The sequence below is a fragment of the Pseudoxanthomonas gei genome, from assembly GCF_010119615.1.
In the GTDB taxonomy this organism is placed as follows: Bacteria; Pseudomonadota; Gammaproteobacteria; order Xanthomonadales; family Xanthomonadaceae; genus Pseudoxanthomonas_A; species Pseudoxanthomonas_A gei.
On record NZ_QOVG01000002.1, the window covers coordinates 192,024 to 206,709 of the forward strand.

A 14,686-nucleotide genomic window follows, 5' to 3' on the forward strand; every position below is an offset into this window, starting at 1 on the left:
GGCGCTGCCTCAGTGGCGGGCCTCGGGACGCGCGATCCAGTGGCGCAACACGGCCAGCTGCCTTTCCTCCACGGTCAGGAAACGCAGGCCTGCCCAGCTCTGGCCCGGAGTATTGGCGCTGCCCATCCAGACCACATGGGCGCCCACATCGATGGCCACCATGCGTCCGGTGCGGTCGATGATCTCGAAGCGCAGCTGGTACAGCGCGTCTTCCCGCAACGACCCGCTGGCCACCAGCAACATGCCTGATTCGGAAATGTTGCCTACCCGGCCGAGTACCTGCTCGGTCATGGTGTCCAGCACGGTCACCGACTCGTGCACGTTGCGCCGGTGCGCGCGGCGGGCTTCGGTCATCATGCGCTGGCTTCCGTGGCTGCTGCCGGTGCGCCGCCGGCCAGGTTGCGCAGGGCAGTCACCGTCGCCTGCCATGCGCGATCGATCAGGCGGCTCTTGTTCTGGGTGACCACGCGCACCTGCCCGCGCGCCATCAGCCGGGCCAGGCTGTCCATCGACTGTTCGCCGATGCGCTGGCCGCGCTGGTTGACGAACAGGGCGTTGTCGGTGATCGGGCTGTACCAGGACAGGCGCCGGCGGGTCAGGTCGCCCTGCTGGTTGCTGGTGAATTCAAACCAGGTGCCGAACGGCAGGGTGCGCAGGTAGTCGTGGGCTTCCTGTTCCTGCGGCGAACGGTCGACCGGGGCCTTCTTGCGGGGCTCGGCCTGTTCACCCAGCCGCGCACGCGCCTTCAGGCGCGCGGTGAGTTCGGTGCGCGAAGTGGTTTCGTCTTCACCATCGGCGCTGGACAGGCGCCGTGCGATGGCTGACGCCTCGTCGCCGTGGTAGCCGACCTGCACCAGCGCAGTCTCTATCTGCCCGGTGAGCTCGGCATCCAGGGGCGGCGCACCTTCGTCGCCGGAGGCCCCGGCTTCGCTGGCGGTGGTGGCCACGATGCGCTCGGTGATCGCGACCTGTTCGCGCCACTCCTCCGAATCCTCGCCATTGCGTAACTGGGTCAGGGTGAGCACGTCGGCCCAGGCCTGGTTCAACAGCGCCTGCACGAACTTCTGCGGGGCGTGCCCCTGCAGGGCCTGCTCGATGGTTTCGGCGGCGCGGAACTTGGCGACTTCCAGCCGGTCCTTGCCGCGCGCGGCTTCCACATGCCGGCGCTCGGTGACCTCGGCCTTGCGCGCCATGGCCCGGAAGTGCGCCTGCACGTCGTTGTTGACGCTTTCGAATATCTCGTCGTCGCCGTTGTAGTCGGCGACGACGCGCTCGACGGCGTGATGCAGCTTCTGCACCAGTTGAGGGTCGGCATCGCCCGCGCCCAGCCAGGCGGCGCCGGATTCGGCCACCGAGTTCAGCAGTTCGCGCGCCGGATGCTGGGGCCGCAGGAAGAACTGGCGATCGTGCAGGGCGGCCTGGGCGACCGGCACCTGCAGGCGTACCAGCAGTTCCACCGCCGGCGCGTCGCGCTGCACCTCGCGCTCGATTTCGTTGTAAAGCAGGCCCAGCAGCTCGAAGGTATCGGCGTCCTGCTGGACCAGCGTGGCATTGGGTCCGTGCTGCTCGCGCACCTGCGCCAGCAGGGTGTCCTGCACGTCCATCATGGTGCGGCGGGGCTGCCCAGGCGTGACCGAAACGGGCATGGCCTGCAGGGTTCGCAAGGTGCTGAGCACGTCGTGCGTGGACATGGGTACGGTGAGGCCGCCGGAACGGGCCTCGGCGGAGAAAGCGCCGCGCGGGCCGGTTGCAGGGCCCGCCGCCATTCCACCGGCAGGGGTAGCGCCGTGTTGGCCTGTCGCATTACTGCCAGGGCCGCCAGCGCTGGACGCACGCCGTCCGGACAGCAGTTGCTGCAGGGTGGCGAAAGAAGAGGCTTCGCCGTCCGCGTCGCCATGGGGAGATTGCGCGTGCGCCATTGCATGGCCGGCCGTGCCGCTGCCAGCACCGCCGGCACCGGCTGGACCTGGCGCGGCTCCGCCATGCGATGCGCCCGCGTCTTCGATCCCGAACGCCGACCAGGCCGACGGGGACGAGTGGCCATACCAGTCGGTCATTGGTCGCGAGCCATCGGCGGGCATTGCTTCGCCACCGTATCTGCGCGATCCGCTGCCGCGATCGCTGCGTGCGCGCTGTGGTGCATAGACCAGGCCGGGCAGCACGCCCTGCTGGGCGAGCAGGTTGTTGAGTACTTCGATCCATTTGCCGTAGTCACCCATGACCTTCAGGTCGAAGGACTTGTACAGCAGCAACTGCGAATCCAGGTCGATCTCGAAGGCGGCCGCAACCGCCGCGCGCAGCACCCTGCACAGCACCTGTGGTCCGACCGGCAGCTGTGCCGGCTCGAATGCAGGCGCGCCGGCCAGTACGCCGAATCGCTGGCCCATCAGGTAAAGCGGCGTATGGCTGCGAGCATCGTGGCGTCGCGCGATCTCGCGCAGCACGATGTCCTGGTCCATTTCCGCGTCTTCCACCAGGGTCAGCGTCTGGTACTCGATGCGCTCATGCGCGTCGCTGGATTCGGGTGCTCGCGGCTGGCGCACTGCGGCGACCTCCGCCTCCAGGCCGGCCAGGAACATCGGCAGCAGGTCGGCGCGGCTCTTGCGCAGGGCGTGCAGGTTGGCGAACTGCTCCGATTGCTTCTCGTTGCTGCGCGCCCGTTCGGCCAGCTTGAACAACTGCTGCTCGTATTCCACCAGCATCTGGTTGATCCGCTCACCCAGGTCGGACGAAACCTGGGTCATGAAAACCTCGAGGATGCGGCGCACGCGTGGAGGCAGCGACGCCGCCGAAGCGATCGTCGCCGGAGCCGTCGATGGCGTTCCGGACGATGTGTTGGACATGCGCTGCAAGTACTCCCCTGACGCGGTTATTTAACACATTCCCCTTGGGTGCGCCTTCGCCGCAATGCAGCAAGGCGGTGATCACCGTTCCAGGAAAAGCCCGACCACGTCATTGGTGAAACGCCGTCCAAGCGCGCTGGGGGACACCTGTTCGCCGTCGACCTGCAGCCAGCCACGTGCAACCGCGTGGTCCATCCGGGCCTGGATGGTGTCGCGTGAGAGCCCGGTCCGGGCCTCGAAATCGCATAGCCGGAATCCCTCGTTGAGTCGCAGCGCGTTGAGCATGAATTCGAACGCCCGCCGTTCCGGCGCGATCCGCTCATCGCCACCCAGCGAGGCAGGCGTGCCGGCTTCGCCCTGGTAAACGGTCGGATGCCGGGTCTTCCAGCGCCGCAGAATGTCCTGGTCGGCGCCCAGGGTCAGCTTGCCGTGGGCGCCCGCGCCGATGCCCAGGTAGTCGCCGAAGCGCCAGTAGTTGAGGTTGTGCGCGCACTGCCGCCCGGGCCGCGCATAGGCGCTGACTTCGTACTGGGCATAACCGGCGTCGGCCAGCAGCGCCTGGCAGTGTTCCTGCATGTCCCAGGCGCTGTCCTCATCGGGCAGGCCCTGCGGCGGCCTGGCGAAGAACATGGTGTTGGGTTCCAGGGTCAGCTGGTAATGCGAGATGTGGGTGGGCTGCAGGGCGAAGGCGCGTTCGAGGTCGCGTTCGGCCATGGCCACATCCTGGCCGGGCAGGGCGTACATCAGGTCCAGGTTGAAGTTGTCGAAGCCGGCGTCCTGCGCCAGTTTCACCGCGCGCTCGGCCTCGGCGCTGTCGTGGATGCGACCCAGCCGCTGCAGGCAGCCGTCGTCGAAACTCTGGATCCCGAAACTGATCCGGTTCACGCCCGCGTTGCGGTACTGGTCGAAGCGCCCGTGTTCGGCGGTGCCCGGGTTGGTCTCCAGGGTGACTTCAAGGTTCGGCGTGAAGCGCAGGCGGCTGCTGGCGGCCTGCAGGAAACGGTCGATTTGTTCCGGTGGAAACAGGCTGGGCGTGCCACCGCCGAAGAACACCGAATGGATGCTGCGGCCCCATACCAGCGGCAGGTCCTGGTCCAGGTCTCGGATCAGCGCGTCCACGTAGCCCGCGAACGGCAGTTCGCCCTTGCCTTCGTGCGAATTGAAATCACAGTACGGGCATTTGCGCACGCACCAGGGCAGGTGCACGTACAGCGACAGGAGCGGAGGGATCAGCATCCGCGCAGCGCCTGCCCCAGGCGGCCGCGCAGCAGCGCGAGCGCCTGACCGCGGTGGCTGATGGTGTTCTTGAGCTGCAGGTCCATCTCGGCGGCAGACTGGCCCTTCTGCGGGTCGAAAAACACCGGGTCGTATCCGTGCCCGCCGTCGCCGCGACGCCCGTGCAGGATGCGCCCGTTCCATTGGCCCTCGACGATCAGCGGCTGCGGGTCGTCGGCATGGCGCAACAGCACCAGCACGCAGTAGAAATGCGCGCCACGCGCAGCGTCCGGGACTCCCTGCAACACCTCCAGCAACTTGTCGATGTTGCGCGACGCGTTGCCGTGTTCGCCGGCGTAGCGCGCCGAGTACAGGCCGGGCGCACCGTGCAATACGTCGACGCAGATGCCGGAGTCGTCCGCCAGCGCGGGCAGCCCGGTAAGGCGGGTGGCATGGCGGGCCTTCAGCAGCGCGTTTTCCACGAAGGTGGCGCCAGTTTCTTCCGCATCGTCGACCCCGAGGTCAGTTTGCGCGACCAGCTCGATCCCTTCACCGGACAGCAGGTCGCGCAGCTCCTCGAGCTTGCCGTGATTGGAAGAGGCCAGCACCAGTTTCATGCTGTGGCCGCCGGCGCATTGACTTGCAGCAGGTCCCAGCGGTTGCCGTACAGGTCGCGGAACACGGCAACGGTGGCGTAGGTTTCCTCGCGCGGCGTTTCCTCGAACACGACGCCCCGCGACTGCATGGCCCGGTAGTCGCGCCAGAAATCGTCGGTTTGCAGGAACAGGCCGACGCGACCGCCGTGCTGGTCGCCGATGCGCGCCTGTTGGGTCGCGTTGCTGGCGCGTGCCAGCAGCAGGCCTGTTTCAGTGCTTCCACGCGGCGCGACGCGGACCCAGCGCTTGCCGCCGCCGCGGTCACTGTCTTCCAGCAACTCGAAGCCCAGGTCGCCGGTGTAGTGGGCGATGGCCCTGTCGTAGTCGTCAACCAGCAGGCTGACCAGGCTGAGCGTCTGTTTCATGTTCCGGCTTCTTCGGACCCGCAGGAGCGACGCGAGTTGCGAAGCTCCCGACAATGAAGTTGCGCAGGGTCTAGGGGCATCGCGACTCGCGTCGCTCGTACCGGTCGGGCCTGCAGTTGTTCTTACAGTGCGATTGCCAGGGCGGCGCGCTGCGCCGCAAACAGCTCGGCCATGCCTTTTTCGCCCAGGGCCAGCATGCCGTCCAGTTCATCGCGACGGAAGGCATGGCCCTCGGCCGTACCCTGCAGCTCGATGAAACCGCCGCCTTCGTTCATCACCAGGTTCATGTCGGTATCGCAGTCGCTGTCTTCCGGATAGTCCAGGTCCAGCACTGGCACGCCGCGGTAGATGCCCACCGACACCGCCGCGACCGCGCCGTGGATGGGGTCGCGCTTGAGTTCGTTCTTTGCCGTCAGCACGTTGATCGCATCGACCAGGGCCACGTAGGCGCCGGTGATGGCGGCCGTACGGGTGCCGCCGTCGGCCTGCAGTACGTCGCAGTCCAGGGTGATGGTGCGTTCGCCCAGGGCCTTGCGGTCGACGCAGGCACGCAGGGCACGGCCGATCAGGCGCTGGATTTCCAGCGTGCGCCCGCCCTGCTTGCCGCGGGCGGCCTCGCGGTCGCTGCGGGTGTGGGTGGAGCGGGGCAGCATTCCGTATTCGGCAGTGATCCAGCCCTCGCCCTTGCCGCGCAGGAAACCTGGCACCCGGTTTTCGACACTGGCCGTGCACAACACACGCGTATCGCCGAACGACACCAGCACCGAGCCCTCGGCATGGCGGGTGAAGCCGCGCTGGATGCTGACGTCGCGCATCTGCTCGGGAAGGCGGCCACTGGGGCGAACTACGGTCATGCGCGAATCCGTGAAATGGGTGGGCTAGGGTACCATTCGCCTCCCGCAGCCCCGGCAGCGCCCACAGGCCGAACGATGATCCGCAGCATGACCGCCTACGCCACCGCCGAGCGTGCCACCGATGGCGGGACCCTGGCCTGCGAGTTGCGTGCGGTGAACCATCGCTTCCTGGAGCTGGGATTGCGCCTGCCGGAGGAACTGCGCGTGCTGGAGCCGGTCCTGCGCGAACGCATCTCCGCCCGCATCGCGCGCGGCAAGCTGGATTTCTCGCTGCGCCTGCGCTCGCCCGAAGGCGAAGGCGCCCTGCGCATCAACCAGGAGCTGATCACCCAGCTGGCCTCGGTGGCCAGGGAACTGGATGTGCACTTCCCGCAGCTGCGCGCCGAGTTCATCGACCTGCTGCAGTACCCCGGGGTGTTGCAGAGCAAGGGCGTGGATGCCGAAGCGCTGCAGGAGCACGCGCTGGCGCTGCTGGACACGCTGCTCGACCAGTTCGTGGCCGGACGCGAGCGTGAAGGCGAGAAGCTGGCCGCTGCGATCAGTGAACGCGTGGTCGCGTTGGCCGCACGCGCCGGCGAAGTGCGCGAGCTGATTCCCCTGATCCGTGCCGGGCAGCGCCTGAAGCTGGAGACCCGCCTGGCCGACCTGGCCCAGCCTGCCGACGCCGGCCGGGTCGAGCAGGAACTGGTCCTGTGGCTGCAGAAGCTCGACGTGGACGAGGAACTGGACCGCCTGGACAGCCACATCAAGGAGATCCGCCGCGTCCTGAAGCAGACCGAGCCCGTCGGCCGGCGCCTGGATTTCCTGCTGCAGGAGTTCAACCGCGAAGCCAACACGCTGGGTTCCAAGTCGGTCGACGTGCGCACCACCAACCTGGCCGTGGAGCTGAAGGTGCTGATCGACCAGATCCGCGAACAGGTGCAGAACATTGAATAAGGCCGCGAAGGGGGAAGGAGGAAGGGGGAATCGGAGAAGCCTCGGGCTTTCCGGCACTCCCGGTCTTGTCGCGTCCGTTGCCGGGTTCCCGCCCGTCTTCCTTTTTCCTTCCCGGCTTCCCTCATGACCATGCGTGGAACCCTCTATGTCGTCGCCGCGCCCTCGGGTGCCGGCAAGAGCAGCATCGTCAACGCGGTGCTGGCGCGCGACCCGCAGATCGCGCTGTCGATCTCGTTCACTTCGCGCCAGCCGCGGCCCGGCGAACGCCATGCGCAGCATTACAACTTCGTCACCGCCGACGAATTCCAGCAGATGATCGACGCAGGCGATTTCTTTGAATATGCCAAGGTCCACGGCGACTGGAAGGGCACAGCCCGGCAGTCGGTGGAGCCGCAGTTGAACAGCGGCAAGGACGTGTTGCTGGAGATCGACTGGCAAGGCGCGCGCCAGGTACGCAACCGGGTGCCTAACGCGGTCAGCGTGTTCATCCTGCCGCCCTCGCGTGATGCGCTCGAACAGCGCATGCGCAGCCGCGGCCAGGACAGCGAGGCGGTCATCTCGCAGCGGCTGGCCGCCGCGCGCGAGGAAATGTCGCATTACGGCGAATTCGACTACGTGATCGTCAACGAGGTCTTCGACACCGCGGTCGGGGAGATGTGTGCCATCTTCACCGCCAGCCGGCTGCGCCGGGAACCCCAGGTGGCCAGGCATGCCGGTCTGATCGAGGCGCTGTTGTCCTGAGTCAAGGCCGCTCCTTGCGGCTTCTCAGTGACCCTGGACAAGCCATAAGTGATTGATTAACAAGACGGAATAGGCCCGCAAGCTTGCATGTGGCCAGCCTGGGCTCTACAATCCGCGCCCCTTTCTGTATTAATCGCGCGGCCCCCGGGTCGCCGGGAGCCCGCATGGCCCGCATCACCGTAGAAGATTGCCTGGAAGTCGTCGGAAACCGTTTCGACCTGGTCATGATGGCCGCCAAGCGCGCCCGCCAGCTCGCCAACGGCGTCGAGCCGACCGTCGACAACAGCGAATCCGGCGACAAGCCGACCGTGCTGGCGCTGCGTGAGATCGCAGCCCGCAAGATCGACAACGAGTTGATCGACCGCGTCGAGAAGTCCGAGCGCGAACGCGCCGAGCGCGAAGCGCTGGAATGGGCCGCCGCCGAAGTGGTCGCCGACGACGACCTGTCGAAGGGCGACGACTGAGCCTGGTCCGTCATCCGCTGCAATCACGACAGCCCGCGAAAGCGGGCTGTTTGTTTTAGGGCGCGGCGGTTCGCGCGCAGCATTGATGCGCCAATTCGATATGCGTATCCGCAGTTGTGCCGTGAACACCACGTGATTGGTGATCTGCCCGCTGGGCCGGCTGCGAATCGATTTGCCGTTGTTTGGCCACTGGCATAGGCTGGCGGCATGACTCCCAGCCGCACCGCCAAGACTGTCGCTCATCCGCAAGCTCCCGATGACGGGGTGCCGGATTACGTGCGTCAGCTGGAACGCGCGGCCAGCTATCTGCCCGCGGAGCAGTTGCCGTTGTTGCGACGCGCCTGGGAAGTGGGCGCGGCGGCGCACGAGGGTCAGACCCGGAAGTCAGGCGAGCCGTACATCACCCATCCCGTCGCCGTGGCGCAGGTGCTGGCCGAATTGGGCCTGGACGTGGAGACACTGATTGCGGCGATCCTGCACGACACCATCGAGGACACGCCGCTCACTCATGCCGAAATCACCGAAGCCTTCGGTGAATCGGTGGCCGAGCTGGTCGACGGAGTCACCAAGCTGGACAAGCTGCATTTCCGCGACCGCCAGGAGGCGGCGGCGGAGAGCTTCCGCAAGATGCTGCTGGCGATGTCGCGCGACCTGCGCGTGATCATGATCAAGCTGGCCGATCGCCTGCACAACATGCGCACGCTGGGGGCCCAGAGCCCGGAGGCGCGCAAGCGCATCGCCAAGGAAACGCTGGATATCTACGCGCCCATTGCCCAGCGGCTGGGAATGAGCCTGGTGAAGTCGGAGCTGCAGGACCTGGGTTTCCGCGCCATGTATCCGTGGCGCCACGCGATCATCGACAAGCACATCCGCAGCCAGCCGGTGATGCGCCGCGAATCGATGGCGCAGATCGAGGCGCACCTGTCGCAGCGACTGGCGCGCGACGGTCTGGAACACAAGCTGGTGAGCCGGGTGAAGACGCCCTGGAGCATCTACAACAAGATGCACGGCGAAGGGAAAAGCTTCGACCAGGTGATGGATGTGTTCGGCTTCCGGGTGGTGGTCGACAGCGTGCCGCATTGCTACCAGGCATTGGGATCGGTGCACGCGCAGTACAAGCCGCTGGATGCGCGGTTCCGCGATTTCATCGCCATTCCCAAGGCCAACGGCTACCAGTCATTGCATACGGTGCTGTTCGGCCCGTACGGCTCGCCGATCGAAGTGCAGATCCGCACCGTGGAAATGGACCTGATCGCCGAGCGCGGCATCGCCGCGCACTGGACCTACAAGTACGGCGCGCAAACGCCCAACAGCGCGCAGAGCCGGGCCCATGCCTGGATCATGGAACTGATCGAGAACCAGCGCGCGGCCGGCTCCTCGCTGGAGTTCCTCGACAACGTCAAGGTCGACCTGTTCCCCGACGAGGTCTACCTGTTCACGCCCAAGGGCAAGATCCTTTCGCTGCCGCGCAGTTCCACCGCGCTGGACTTCGCCTATGCCGTGCACACCGATGTGGGCAACCAGGCCGTGGCCTCGCGCGTGGACAAGAAGCTGGTGCCGCTGCGCACCAAGCTGGCCAGCGGCCAGAGCGTGGAGATCATTACCGCCAAGTCGGCGCTGCCCAAGCCGCAGTGGCTGGAATTCGTGGTCACCAGCAAGGCGCGTACGGCGATCCGCCACCAGCTCAAGCAGCTCGAGCACGAGGATGCGGTGCAGCTCGGCCACCGCATGCTGGACCGCGCGCTGGAGGACTTGAACAGTTCGCTGGAGCGCCTGCCCCAGCAGCGCCTGGAAGCCTTCCTGGCCGAGCACCGCTATCCGCGCCTGGAGGCCTTCCTGGCCGACGTGGCGCTGGGCAACTGGATGCCGACCCAGGCGGCGCAGGCGCTGACCGCGTTCGCCGAGTTGCGTGCTGGCGGCCACTCCAAGCATTCGCAGGAAAAGATCCTGATCAACGGCACCGAGCGCGGCGTGGTGAGCTTCGCCAACTGCTGCCAGCCGATTCCCGGCGACGACATCATGGGTTACCACACCGCCGGCAAGGGCATCGTGGTGCACCGCCTGGATTGCCCCAACGTGGCGGAGTTCCGCAAGTCGCCGGAACGCTGGATTCCGATCGGCTGGGATACCAACGTGAGCGGCGACTACGATGCCTCGTTGCTGATAGACACCGAAAACCGTCCCGGCGTGCTGGCCCAGGTCGCCGCCGCCGTGGCCCAGAGCCAGTCCAACATCGACCGCGTGGAATACCTGGAACGCGACATCAATGCGGCGCTGCTGCGTTTCTCCATCCAGGTGCGCGACCGCAACCACCTGGCCGAAGTGATGCGACGGCTGCGCCGGCTGGGCGTGGTCAATGGCGTCCGCCGCCAGTAGCGTCCGGGCGTACCGCACCCACAGACAGGACCCGTAGAGCCGGGCTTGCCTGCTTTTCATGCATGCAGATCGCAGCAGCCGAACAAGCCCGGTTCTACAAGGCGCGTGCGGCTGGATAGAATCGATCGTCCCTGACCATGGAATCGCCATGAGCCGCCATATCATCCACACCGACCTTGCCCCCGCCGCCATCGGCCCCTACTCGCAGGCCGTCCGCGTCGGCGACACGGTTTATTTTTCGGGACAGATCCCATTGGACCCGGCCACCGGCAATCTGGTCGAAGGCGACATCTCAGTCCAGGCCAGGCGCGCCTTCGACAACCTGAAAGCCGTGGCTGAGGCCGCGGGCGGATCGCTGGAACAGATCGCCCGGCTGGGCCTGTACCTCACCGACCTGGCGCAGTTCGGCGCTGTGAACGCGGTGATGCAGGAGTATTTCCATGCACCCTTTCCGACACGTTCCACCGTCGAGGTTTCGGCGCTGCCCAAGGCCGCGGTGTTCGAAGTCGATGCGGTGATGGTGCTCGACTGAAGTAGGTCGGATTACGTCCCCGACGCAATTTACTCACCCGCGCATGATCGCGTGATCCAAAGGCACGCGGCGGGAGTCCGCTCCCACGTAGCTGAGTCACGCCATCTGCCCGCGCGCCTCGCTTGGGGTGTGCCCGGTCCAGCGCTTGAAGGCACGGCGGAACTCGCGCGCGTCGGCGAAGCCGATGTGTCCGCCCACCTGGCTGATGGTCAGGTGGTGGTCGTGCAGCAGCTCCAGCGCGCGTTCGGTACGGATGCGGTCGTGCAGGCGGCTGAAGCTGATGCCGTCGGCGGCCAGTTGCCTGCGCAGCGTGCGTTCGCTCAGGTGCATCGCCCCGGCAATGGCCGCAAGCGTCGGATTCTCGCGCACGTGCTGGCGAAGGAAGCGCTCCACGGTCGCGGTCAATTCACCTTGCGGCGAGGCGATGTCAGCCAGCTGGCGGCGGCATAGCTCCAGTACCTGGCGTGCGATGACGGCGTTGTACGTGGGGAAGCTGAGCTGCATCCATTCGCTGCCGATCACCATGGCGTTGTGCGGGCGCTCGAAATGCAGCTCGCACTGGAACAGCTCGCGATAGCGCTCGACATGACCGGGAGCGGCGTAGGACAGCTCCAGTCGCAACGGGCGGAAGGCATCGCCCACCAGCTCGCGCGCCACCATCAACGAACTGGCGAACATCTCCTCGCACAGGAACGGCAGGATCGCCGGCATGGCCACGGGCGGGCGCGCGGTCATCGCCACTTCTGCCGGGTTGGAGATGTCGGTATCGATGTCCAGCATCGCGCCGGTGGTGCGCTGGTAGGTCATGCCCAGCAGCACCGCCTCGCCAAAGGTGGGCGCCGTCTTCATGGCCAGTCCAAGCAGCCCGAAGTTGCCCACGTCCTGCCTGCAGCCGAGCACCAGCCCCAGGTCCGGACGCCCCAGCGCTGTAATCGCTCGGGTCACCACCTCGCTGGCCTGGCGATAGGAGATGCGGGTCGCAGGGTCGTCGATCTCCTGTGGCTCCAGGCGCATGCCCCTGAACCATGTCGTGCTGTCGACGTTCTGTTCCCGAGCAAGCTGCATCAGCTGGCAAAGCATGTTGGTGGGAAGTACGGCTGCGGCAAGTCTGGCCTCGTCGGCCATGTCCAGGGTGACGCGCATCGAAGCCCTCCAGCTTGTCCGCTTTGCCCCCCCAAGTATGCCGCTCCCGCCCTCACCGGCGTCAAGGACCCGCCACAGACTGCAACGTGAAGTCCGCGTGGATACGCGGGCGTACTGCGCGACCCGTCCCGCCACCCTCCTGGAGAATGAGCAATGCGACAGCACGTCGTCCGTCCGCATGTTGTTGCAGCCACCCTGTTGCTGGCACTGTCTGCCTGCCAGAAGGAAGCGGCCCCGCCGCCCAGCGCTGCCGTGGCCGCGGGTGACGCCGGCTTCGCCGCGCAGCTGCACGAGCGCCTGCTCGACGCCAAGCCCGGCGACGTGATCGACATTCCCCCCGGCAAGTTTTCCTTTGACCGCAGCCTCACCCTGCGCGCCAGCGGCATCACCATCCGCGGCGCGGGCATGGACAAGAGCGTGCTCAGCTTCAAGGGCCAGAAGGCCGGCGCCGAGGGCCTGCTGGTCAACGGTGACGATTTCACCATCGAAAACCTGACCATCGAGGACTCCAAGGGCGACGGCCTGAAGATCAGCGAATCGAAGAACGTGACCATCCGCAGGGTCAAGGTGCAGTGGACCGGAGGACCCAGTACGAAGAACGGTGCTTATGGCCTGTATCCGGTGCTGACCAGGAACGTGCTGATCGAGGACTCGGTGGCGATCGGCGCCTCCGATGCGGGCATCTATGTGGGCCAGTCCGACGGCGTGATCGTGCGCCGCAGCCGCGCCGAGTCCAACGTGGCCGGCATCGAGATCGAGAACACCCTCAACGCCGACGTCTACGAGAACGTGGCAACGAAGAACACCGGCGGCATCCTGGTCTTCAACATGCCAAACCTGACCCAGCAGGGCGGCAACATCCGCGTCTTCAACAACAAGGTGATCGGCAACAACACCGCCAATTTCGGCGCCAAGGGCACGCCGGTGGCCAGCGTCCCGGCAGGCTCGGGGATCGTGGTCAACGCCAACGACGACGTGGAGATCTTCGACAACGAGGTCGCCGACAATGCCACCGCCAACTTCATCATTTCCTCGGTGTATTCCACTGGATACAAGGACTCCAGCATGGCCAAGGACTTCGATCCTTACCCGGAGCGCATCTACGTGCATGGCAACAAGGTTTCCGGTGGCGGGGATTCGCCCGATGGACTGGACCTGAAGACACTGAAGGTGGCCCTGTACGGGCTGGGTGGAAACTTCCCCGATGTGCTGTGGGACGGCTACTACAACAAGGACCGCCTGGTCGATGGCAAGAAGGCGGCCGGTCCCGAGATCTGCCTGCGTGATGTCAGTGGCGTCATCAATGCCGATGGCCCCGGTGGCTACAAGAATCCCAGCAAGGAGGCCAAATCCTTCGCATGCGACCTGACGCGGCTGCCTGCGGTCGACCTGGGGCGCGGCTGAGCACCGATGATGGCGTTGCGTGGAGTTGCCTTTCTGTGCGCCTTGCTGATGCTGGCCGGCTGCAGGCGCGAGGAGGCGGGCGTCCGTTTTTTTCCCGAAGGCCAGCCGAAGTCGCTGGGTGAATGGCATGTCCTGAAGGTCGATGGCGGCCGGCTGTCCTTGAACGATGGTGTGGTGCCCTACGACCTCAATACGCCGCTGTTCAGCGACTACGCGCACAAGCTGCGCACCATCTGGATACCGAAGGGGAAAGCCGCGCGCTACGACGCGCAGCGCAGCTTCGATTTCCCGGTCGGCACGATCATCAGCAAGACCTTCTATTACCCGCTGCCCGGCGACGGTAAATGGGACGGCACGTCGGTCGCACGCACCAGCACGGGCAACGACCTGCAGGGCGGATCGCTGGACCTTTCCCGGGTGCGCCTGATTGAAACGCGCCTGCTGGTGCGACGCGAGGCAGGTTGGGATGCCATGCCGTATGTGTGGAACGAGGCCCAGACCGAAGCCGTGCTGAAGCGCGCCGGCGCGCTGCTGTCACTGGAACTGGTGGCGGCCGATGGCAGCCGCGAGGCCGCCAATTACCAGGTGCCCGACCAGAACCAGTGCGCCAGCTGCCACGCCACCGACAACAAGACCCGCGCGCTGCATCCGATTGGCCTGAAGGCGCGCCACATCAACCGCGACTTCGCCTATTCCGGCGGCAGCGAGAACCAGCTCGCCCACCTGTCGCGGGTCGGCTACCTGGTGGGCGCCCCTGCCGCGGAGCAGGCCCCCCGCAATGCCGACTGGAAAGATGCGGCGCACGCGAAACTGGAAGACCGCGCCCGCGCCTACCTCGACGTCAACTGCGGCCATTGCCATAGCCAGACCGGCCCGGCCATCACTTCTGGCATGTGGCTCGACGCTGCCGTCAGCGATCGGTTGAAGCTCGGCTTCTGCAAGCAGCCGGTGGCGGCGGGCAAGGGGACCGGCAACCGCTTGTTCGATATCGCGCCCGGGCATGCCGATGCCTCGGTGCTGGTGTTCCGCATGGACAGCGACGATCCGTCGGTGATGATGCCGGAGCTGGGGCGGTCGGTGGTGCATCGCGAAGGCGTGCAGCTGGTCAGCGACTGGATCGATGCGCAAAAAGGCACGTGCGACTTTTGAGGCCGGTG

The 14,686-nt window shown here is 66.2% G+C and carries 14 protein-coding genes; 7 read left to right on the forward strand and 7 right to left on the reverse strand.

The window, feature by feature from the left end:
- Positions 1 to 9: 9 nt before the first annotated feature.
- The 6 genes from DT603_RS03845 to rph all read right to left on the reverse strand — a co-directional run bounded on the left by DT603_RS03845 (position 10) and on the right by rph (position 5,933).
- Positions 10 to 357: a PilZ domain-containing protein gene (locus tag DT603_RS03845; RefSeq protein ID WP_162348535.1), complete on the reverse strand. Its 348-nt coding sequence runs from the start codon at positions 355 to 357 to the stop codon at positions 10 to 12.
- Positions 354 to 2,843, reverse strand: coding sequence for a DUF1631 domain-containing protein (locus DT603_RS03850; protein ID WP_162348536.1), 2,490 nt, complete (start codon positions 2,841 to 2,843; stop codon positions 354 to 356). Before DT603_RS03850 ends, DT603_RS03845 begins: the two co-directional genes overlap by 4 nt.
- Before the next feature lie 81 nt (positions 2,844 to 2,924).
- A complete protein-coding gene (hemW, locus tag DT603_RS03855) occupies positions 2,925 to 4,079 on the reverse strand; it encodes a radical SAM family heme chaperone HemW (protein ID WP_246191554.1) in 1,155 nt (384 codons plus the stop codon).
- On the reverse strand, positions 4,073 to 4,675 hold the full coding sequence (gene rdgB, locus DT603_RS16035) for an RdgB/HAM1 family non-canonical purine NTP pyrophosphatase (protein ID WP_162348538.1): 603 nt from the start codon (positions 4,673 to 4,675) through the stop codon (positions 4,073 to 4,075). The genes hemW and rdgB overlap by 7 nt, the downstream gene beginning before the upstream one ends.
- Complete coding sequence (locus DT603_RS03865; RefSeq protein ID WP_162348539.1) at positions 4,672 to 5,079, reverse strand: VOC family protein; 408 nt, start codon at positions 5,077 to 5,079, stop codon at positions 4,672 to 4,674. Before DT603_RS03865 ends, rdgB begins: the two co-directional genes overlap by 4 nt.
- A 122-nt stretch (positions 5,080 to 5,201) precedes the next feature.
- Positions 5,202 to 5,933: a ribonuclease PH gene (rph, locus tag DT603_RS03870; RefSeq protein WP_162348540.1), complete on the reverse strand. Its 732-nt coding sequence runs from the start codon at positions 5,931 to 5,933 to the stop codon at positions 5,202 to 5,204.
- A 75-nt stretch (positions 5,934 to 6,008) separates the two neighbouring features.
- Here rph and DT603_RS03875 point away from each other — a divergent pair, with 75 nt between their 5' ends.
- The 5 genes from DT603_RS03875 to DT603_RS03895 all read left to right on the forward strand — a co-directional run bounded on the left by DT603_RS03875 (position 6,009) and on the right by DT603_RS03895 (position 10,982).
- A complete protein-coding gene (locus DT603_RS03875) occupies positions 6,009 to 6,869 on the forward strand; it encodes a YicC/YloC family endoribonuclease (RefSeq protein ID WP_162348541.1) in 861 nt (286 codons plus the stop codon).
- Between the two features lie 129 nt (positions 6,870 to 6,998).
- Positions 6,999 to 7,610: a guanylate kinase gene (gmk, locus tag DT603_RS03880; RefSeq protein WP_162348755.1), complete on the forward strand. Its 612-nt coding sequence runs from the start codon at positions 6,999 to 7,001 to the stop codon at positions 7,608 to 7,610.
- A 164-nt stretch (positions 7,611 to 7,774) separates the two neighbouring features.
- Entirely contained in the window at positions 7,775 to 8,074 is a 300-nt protein-coding gene (gene rpoZ / locus DT603_RS03885; RefSeq protein WP_162348542.1) for a DNA-directed RNA polymerase subunit omega, read from the forward strand.
- A 207-nt stretch (positions 8,075 to 8,281) separates the two neighbouring features.
- Positions 8,282 to 10,450, forward strand: a complete 2,169-nt coding sequence (locus tag DT603_RS03890) for a RelA/SpoT family protein (protein WP_162348543.1) — start codon at positions 8,282 to 8,284, stop codon at positions 10,448 to 10,450.
- Between the two features lie 148 nt (positions 10,451 to 10,598).
- The gene (locus tag DT603_RS03895; protein WP_162348544.1) at positions 10,599 to 10,982 is read left to right on the forward strand and encodes a RidA family protein; all 384 of its coding nucleotides are present in this window, start codon (positions 10,599 to 10,601) and stop codon (positions 10,980 to 10,982) included.
- A 96-nt stretch (positions 10,983 to 11,078) separates the two neighbouring features.
- Here the strand turns inward: DT603_RS03895 and DT603_RS03900 are convergent, their stop codons facing one another.
- The gene (locus DT603_RS03900; RefSeq protein WP_162348545.1) at positions 11,079 to 12,125 is read right to left on the reverse strand and encodes an AraC family transcriptional regulator; all 1,047 of its coding nucleotides are present in this window, start codon (positions 12,123 to 12,125) and stop codon (positions 11,079 to 11,081) included.
- 153 nt (positions 12,126 to 12,278) lie between these two features.
- Between DT603_RS03900 and DT603_RS03905 the strand changes: the two genes are divergently transcribed.
- Positions 12,279 to 13,529 carry a parallel beta-helix domain-containing protein gene (locus DT603_RS03905; RefSeq protein WP_162348546.1) on the forward strand — a complete coding sequence of 417 codons (1,251 nt, stop codon included), beginning with the start codon at positions 12,279 to 12,281 and terminating at the stop codon, positions 13,527 to 13,529.
- A 9-nt stretch (positions 13,530 to 13,538) separates the two neighbouring features.
- A complete protein-coding gene (locus DT603_RS03910) occupies positions 13,539 to 14,678 on the forward strand; it encodes an SO2930 family diheme c-type cytochrome (protein ID WP_246191555.1) in 1,140 nt (379 codons plus the stop codon).
- The last annotated feature ends 8 nt before the right edge of the window (positions 14,679 to 14,686 follow it).

Bases quoted from the DNA above. Each gene is read 5' to 3' on its own strand.
- DT603_RS03875 (WP_162348541.1), top strand. From the start codon at position 6,009: ATGATCCGCAGCATGACCGCCTACGCCACCGCCGAGCGTGCCACCGAT.
- rph (WP_162348540.1), bottom strand. From the start codon at position 5,933: ATGACCGTAGTTCGCCCCAGTGGCCGCCTTCCCGAGCAGATGCGCGAC.
- DT603_RS03900 (WP_162348545.1), bottom strand. From the start codon at position 12,125: ATGCGCGTCACCCTGGACATGGCCGACGAGGCCAGACTTGCCGCAGCC.
- DT603_RS03895 (WP_162348544.1), top strand. From the start codon at position 10,599: ATGAGCCGCCATATCATCCACACCGACCTTGCCCCCGCCGCCATCGGC.
- rdgB (WP_162348538.1), bottom strand. From the start codon at position 4,675: ATGAAACTGGTGCTGGCCTCTTCCAATCACGGCAAGCTCGAGGAGCTG.
- hemW (WP_246191554.1), bottom strand. From the start codon at position 4,079: ATGCTGATCCCTCCGCTCCTGTCGCTGTACGTGCACCTGCCCTGGTGC.
- DT603_RS03850 (WP_162348536.1), bottom strand. From the start codon at position 2,843: ATGTCCAACACATCGTCCGGAACGCCATCGACGGCTCCGGCGACGATC.
- DT603_RS03890 (WP_162348543.1), top strand. From the start codon at position 8,282: ATGACTCCCAGCCGCACCGCCAAGACTGTCGCTCATCCGCAAGCTCCC.
- DT603_RS03845 (WP_162348535.1), bottom strand. From the start codon at position 357: ATGATGACCGAAGCCCGCCGCGCGCACCGGCGCAACGTGCACGAGTCG.
- DT603_RS03910 (WP_246191555.1), top strand. From the start codon at position 13,539: ATGGCGTTGCGTGGAGTTGCCTTTCTGTGCGCCTTGCTGATGCTGGCC.
- DT603_RS03865 (WP_162348539.1), bottom strand. From the start codon at position 5,079: ATGAAACAGACGCTCAGCCTGGTCAGCCTGCTGGTTGACGACTACGAC.
- DT603_RS03905 (WP_162348546.1), top strand. From the start codon at position 12,279: ATGCGACAGCACGTCGTCCGTCCGCATGTTGTTGCAGCCACCCTGTTG.
- gmk (WP_162348755.1), top strand. From the start codon at position 6,999: ATGCGTGGAACCCTCTATGTCGTCGCCGCGCCCTCGGGTGCCGGCAAG.
- rpoZ (WP_162348542.1), top strand. From the start codon at position 7,775: ATGGCCCGCATCACCGTAGAAGATTGCCTGGAAGTCGTCGGAAACCGT.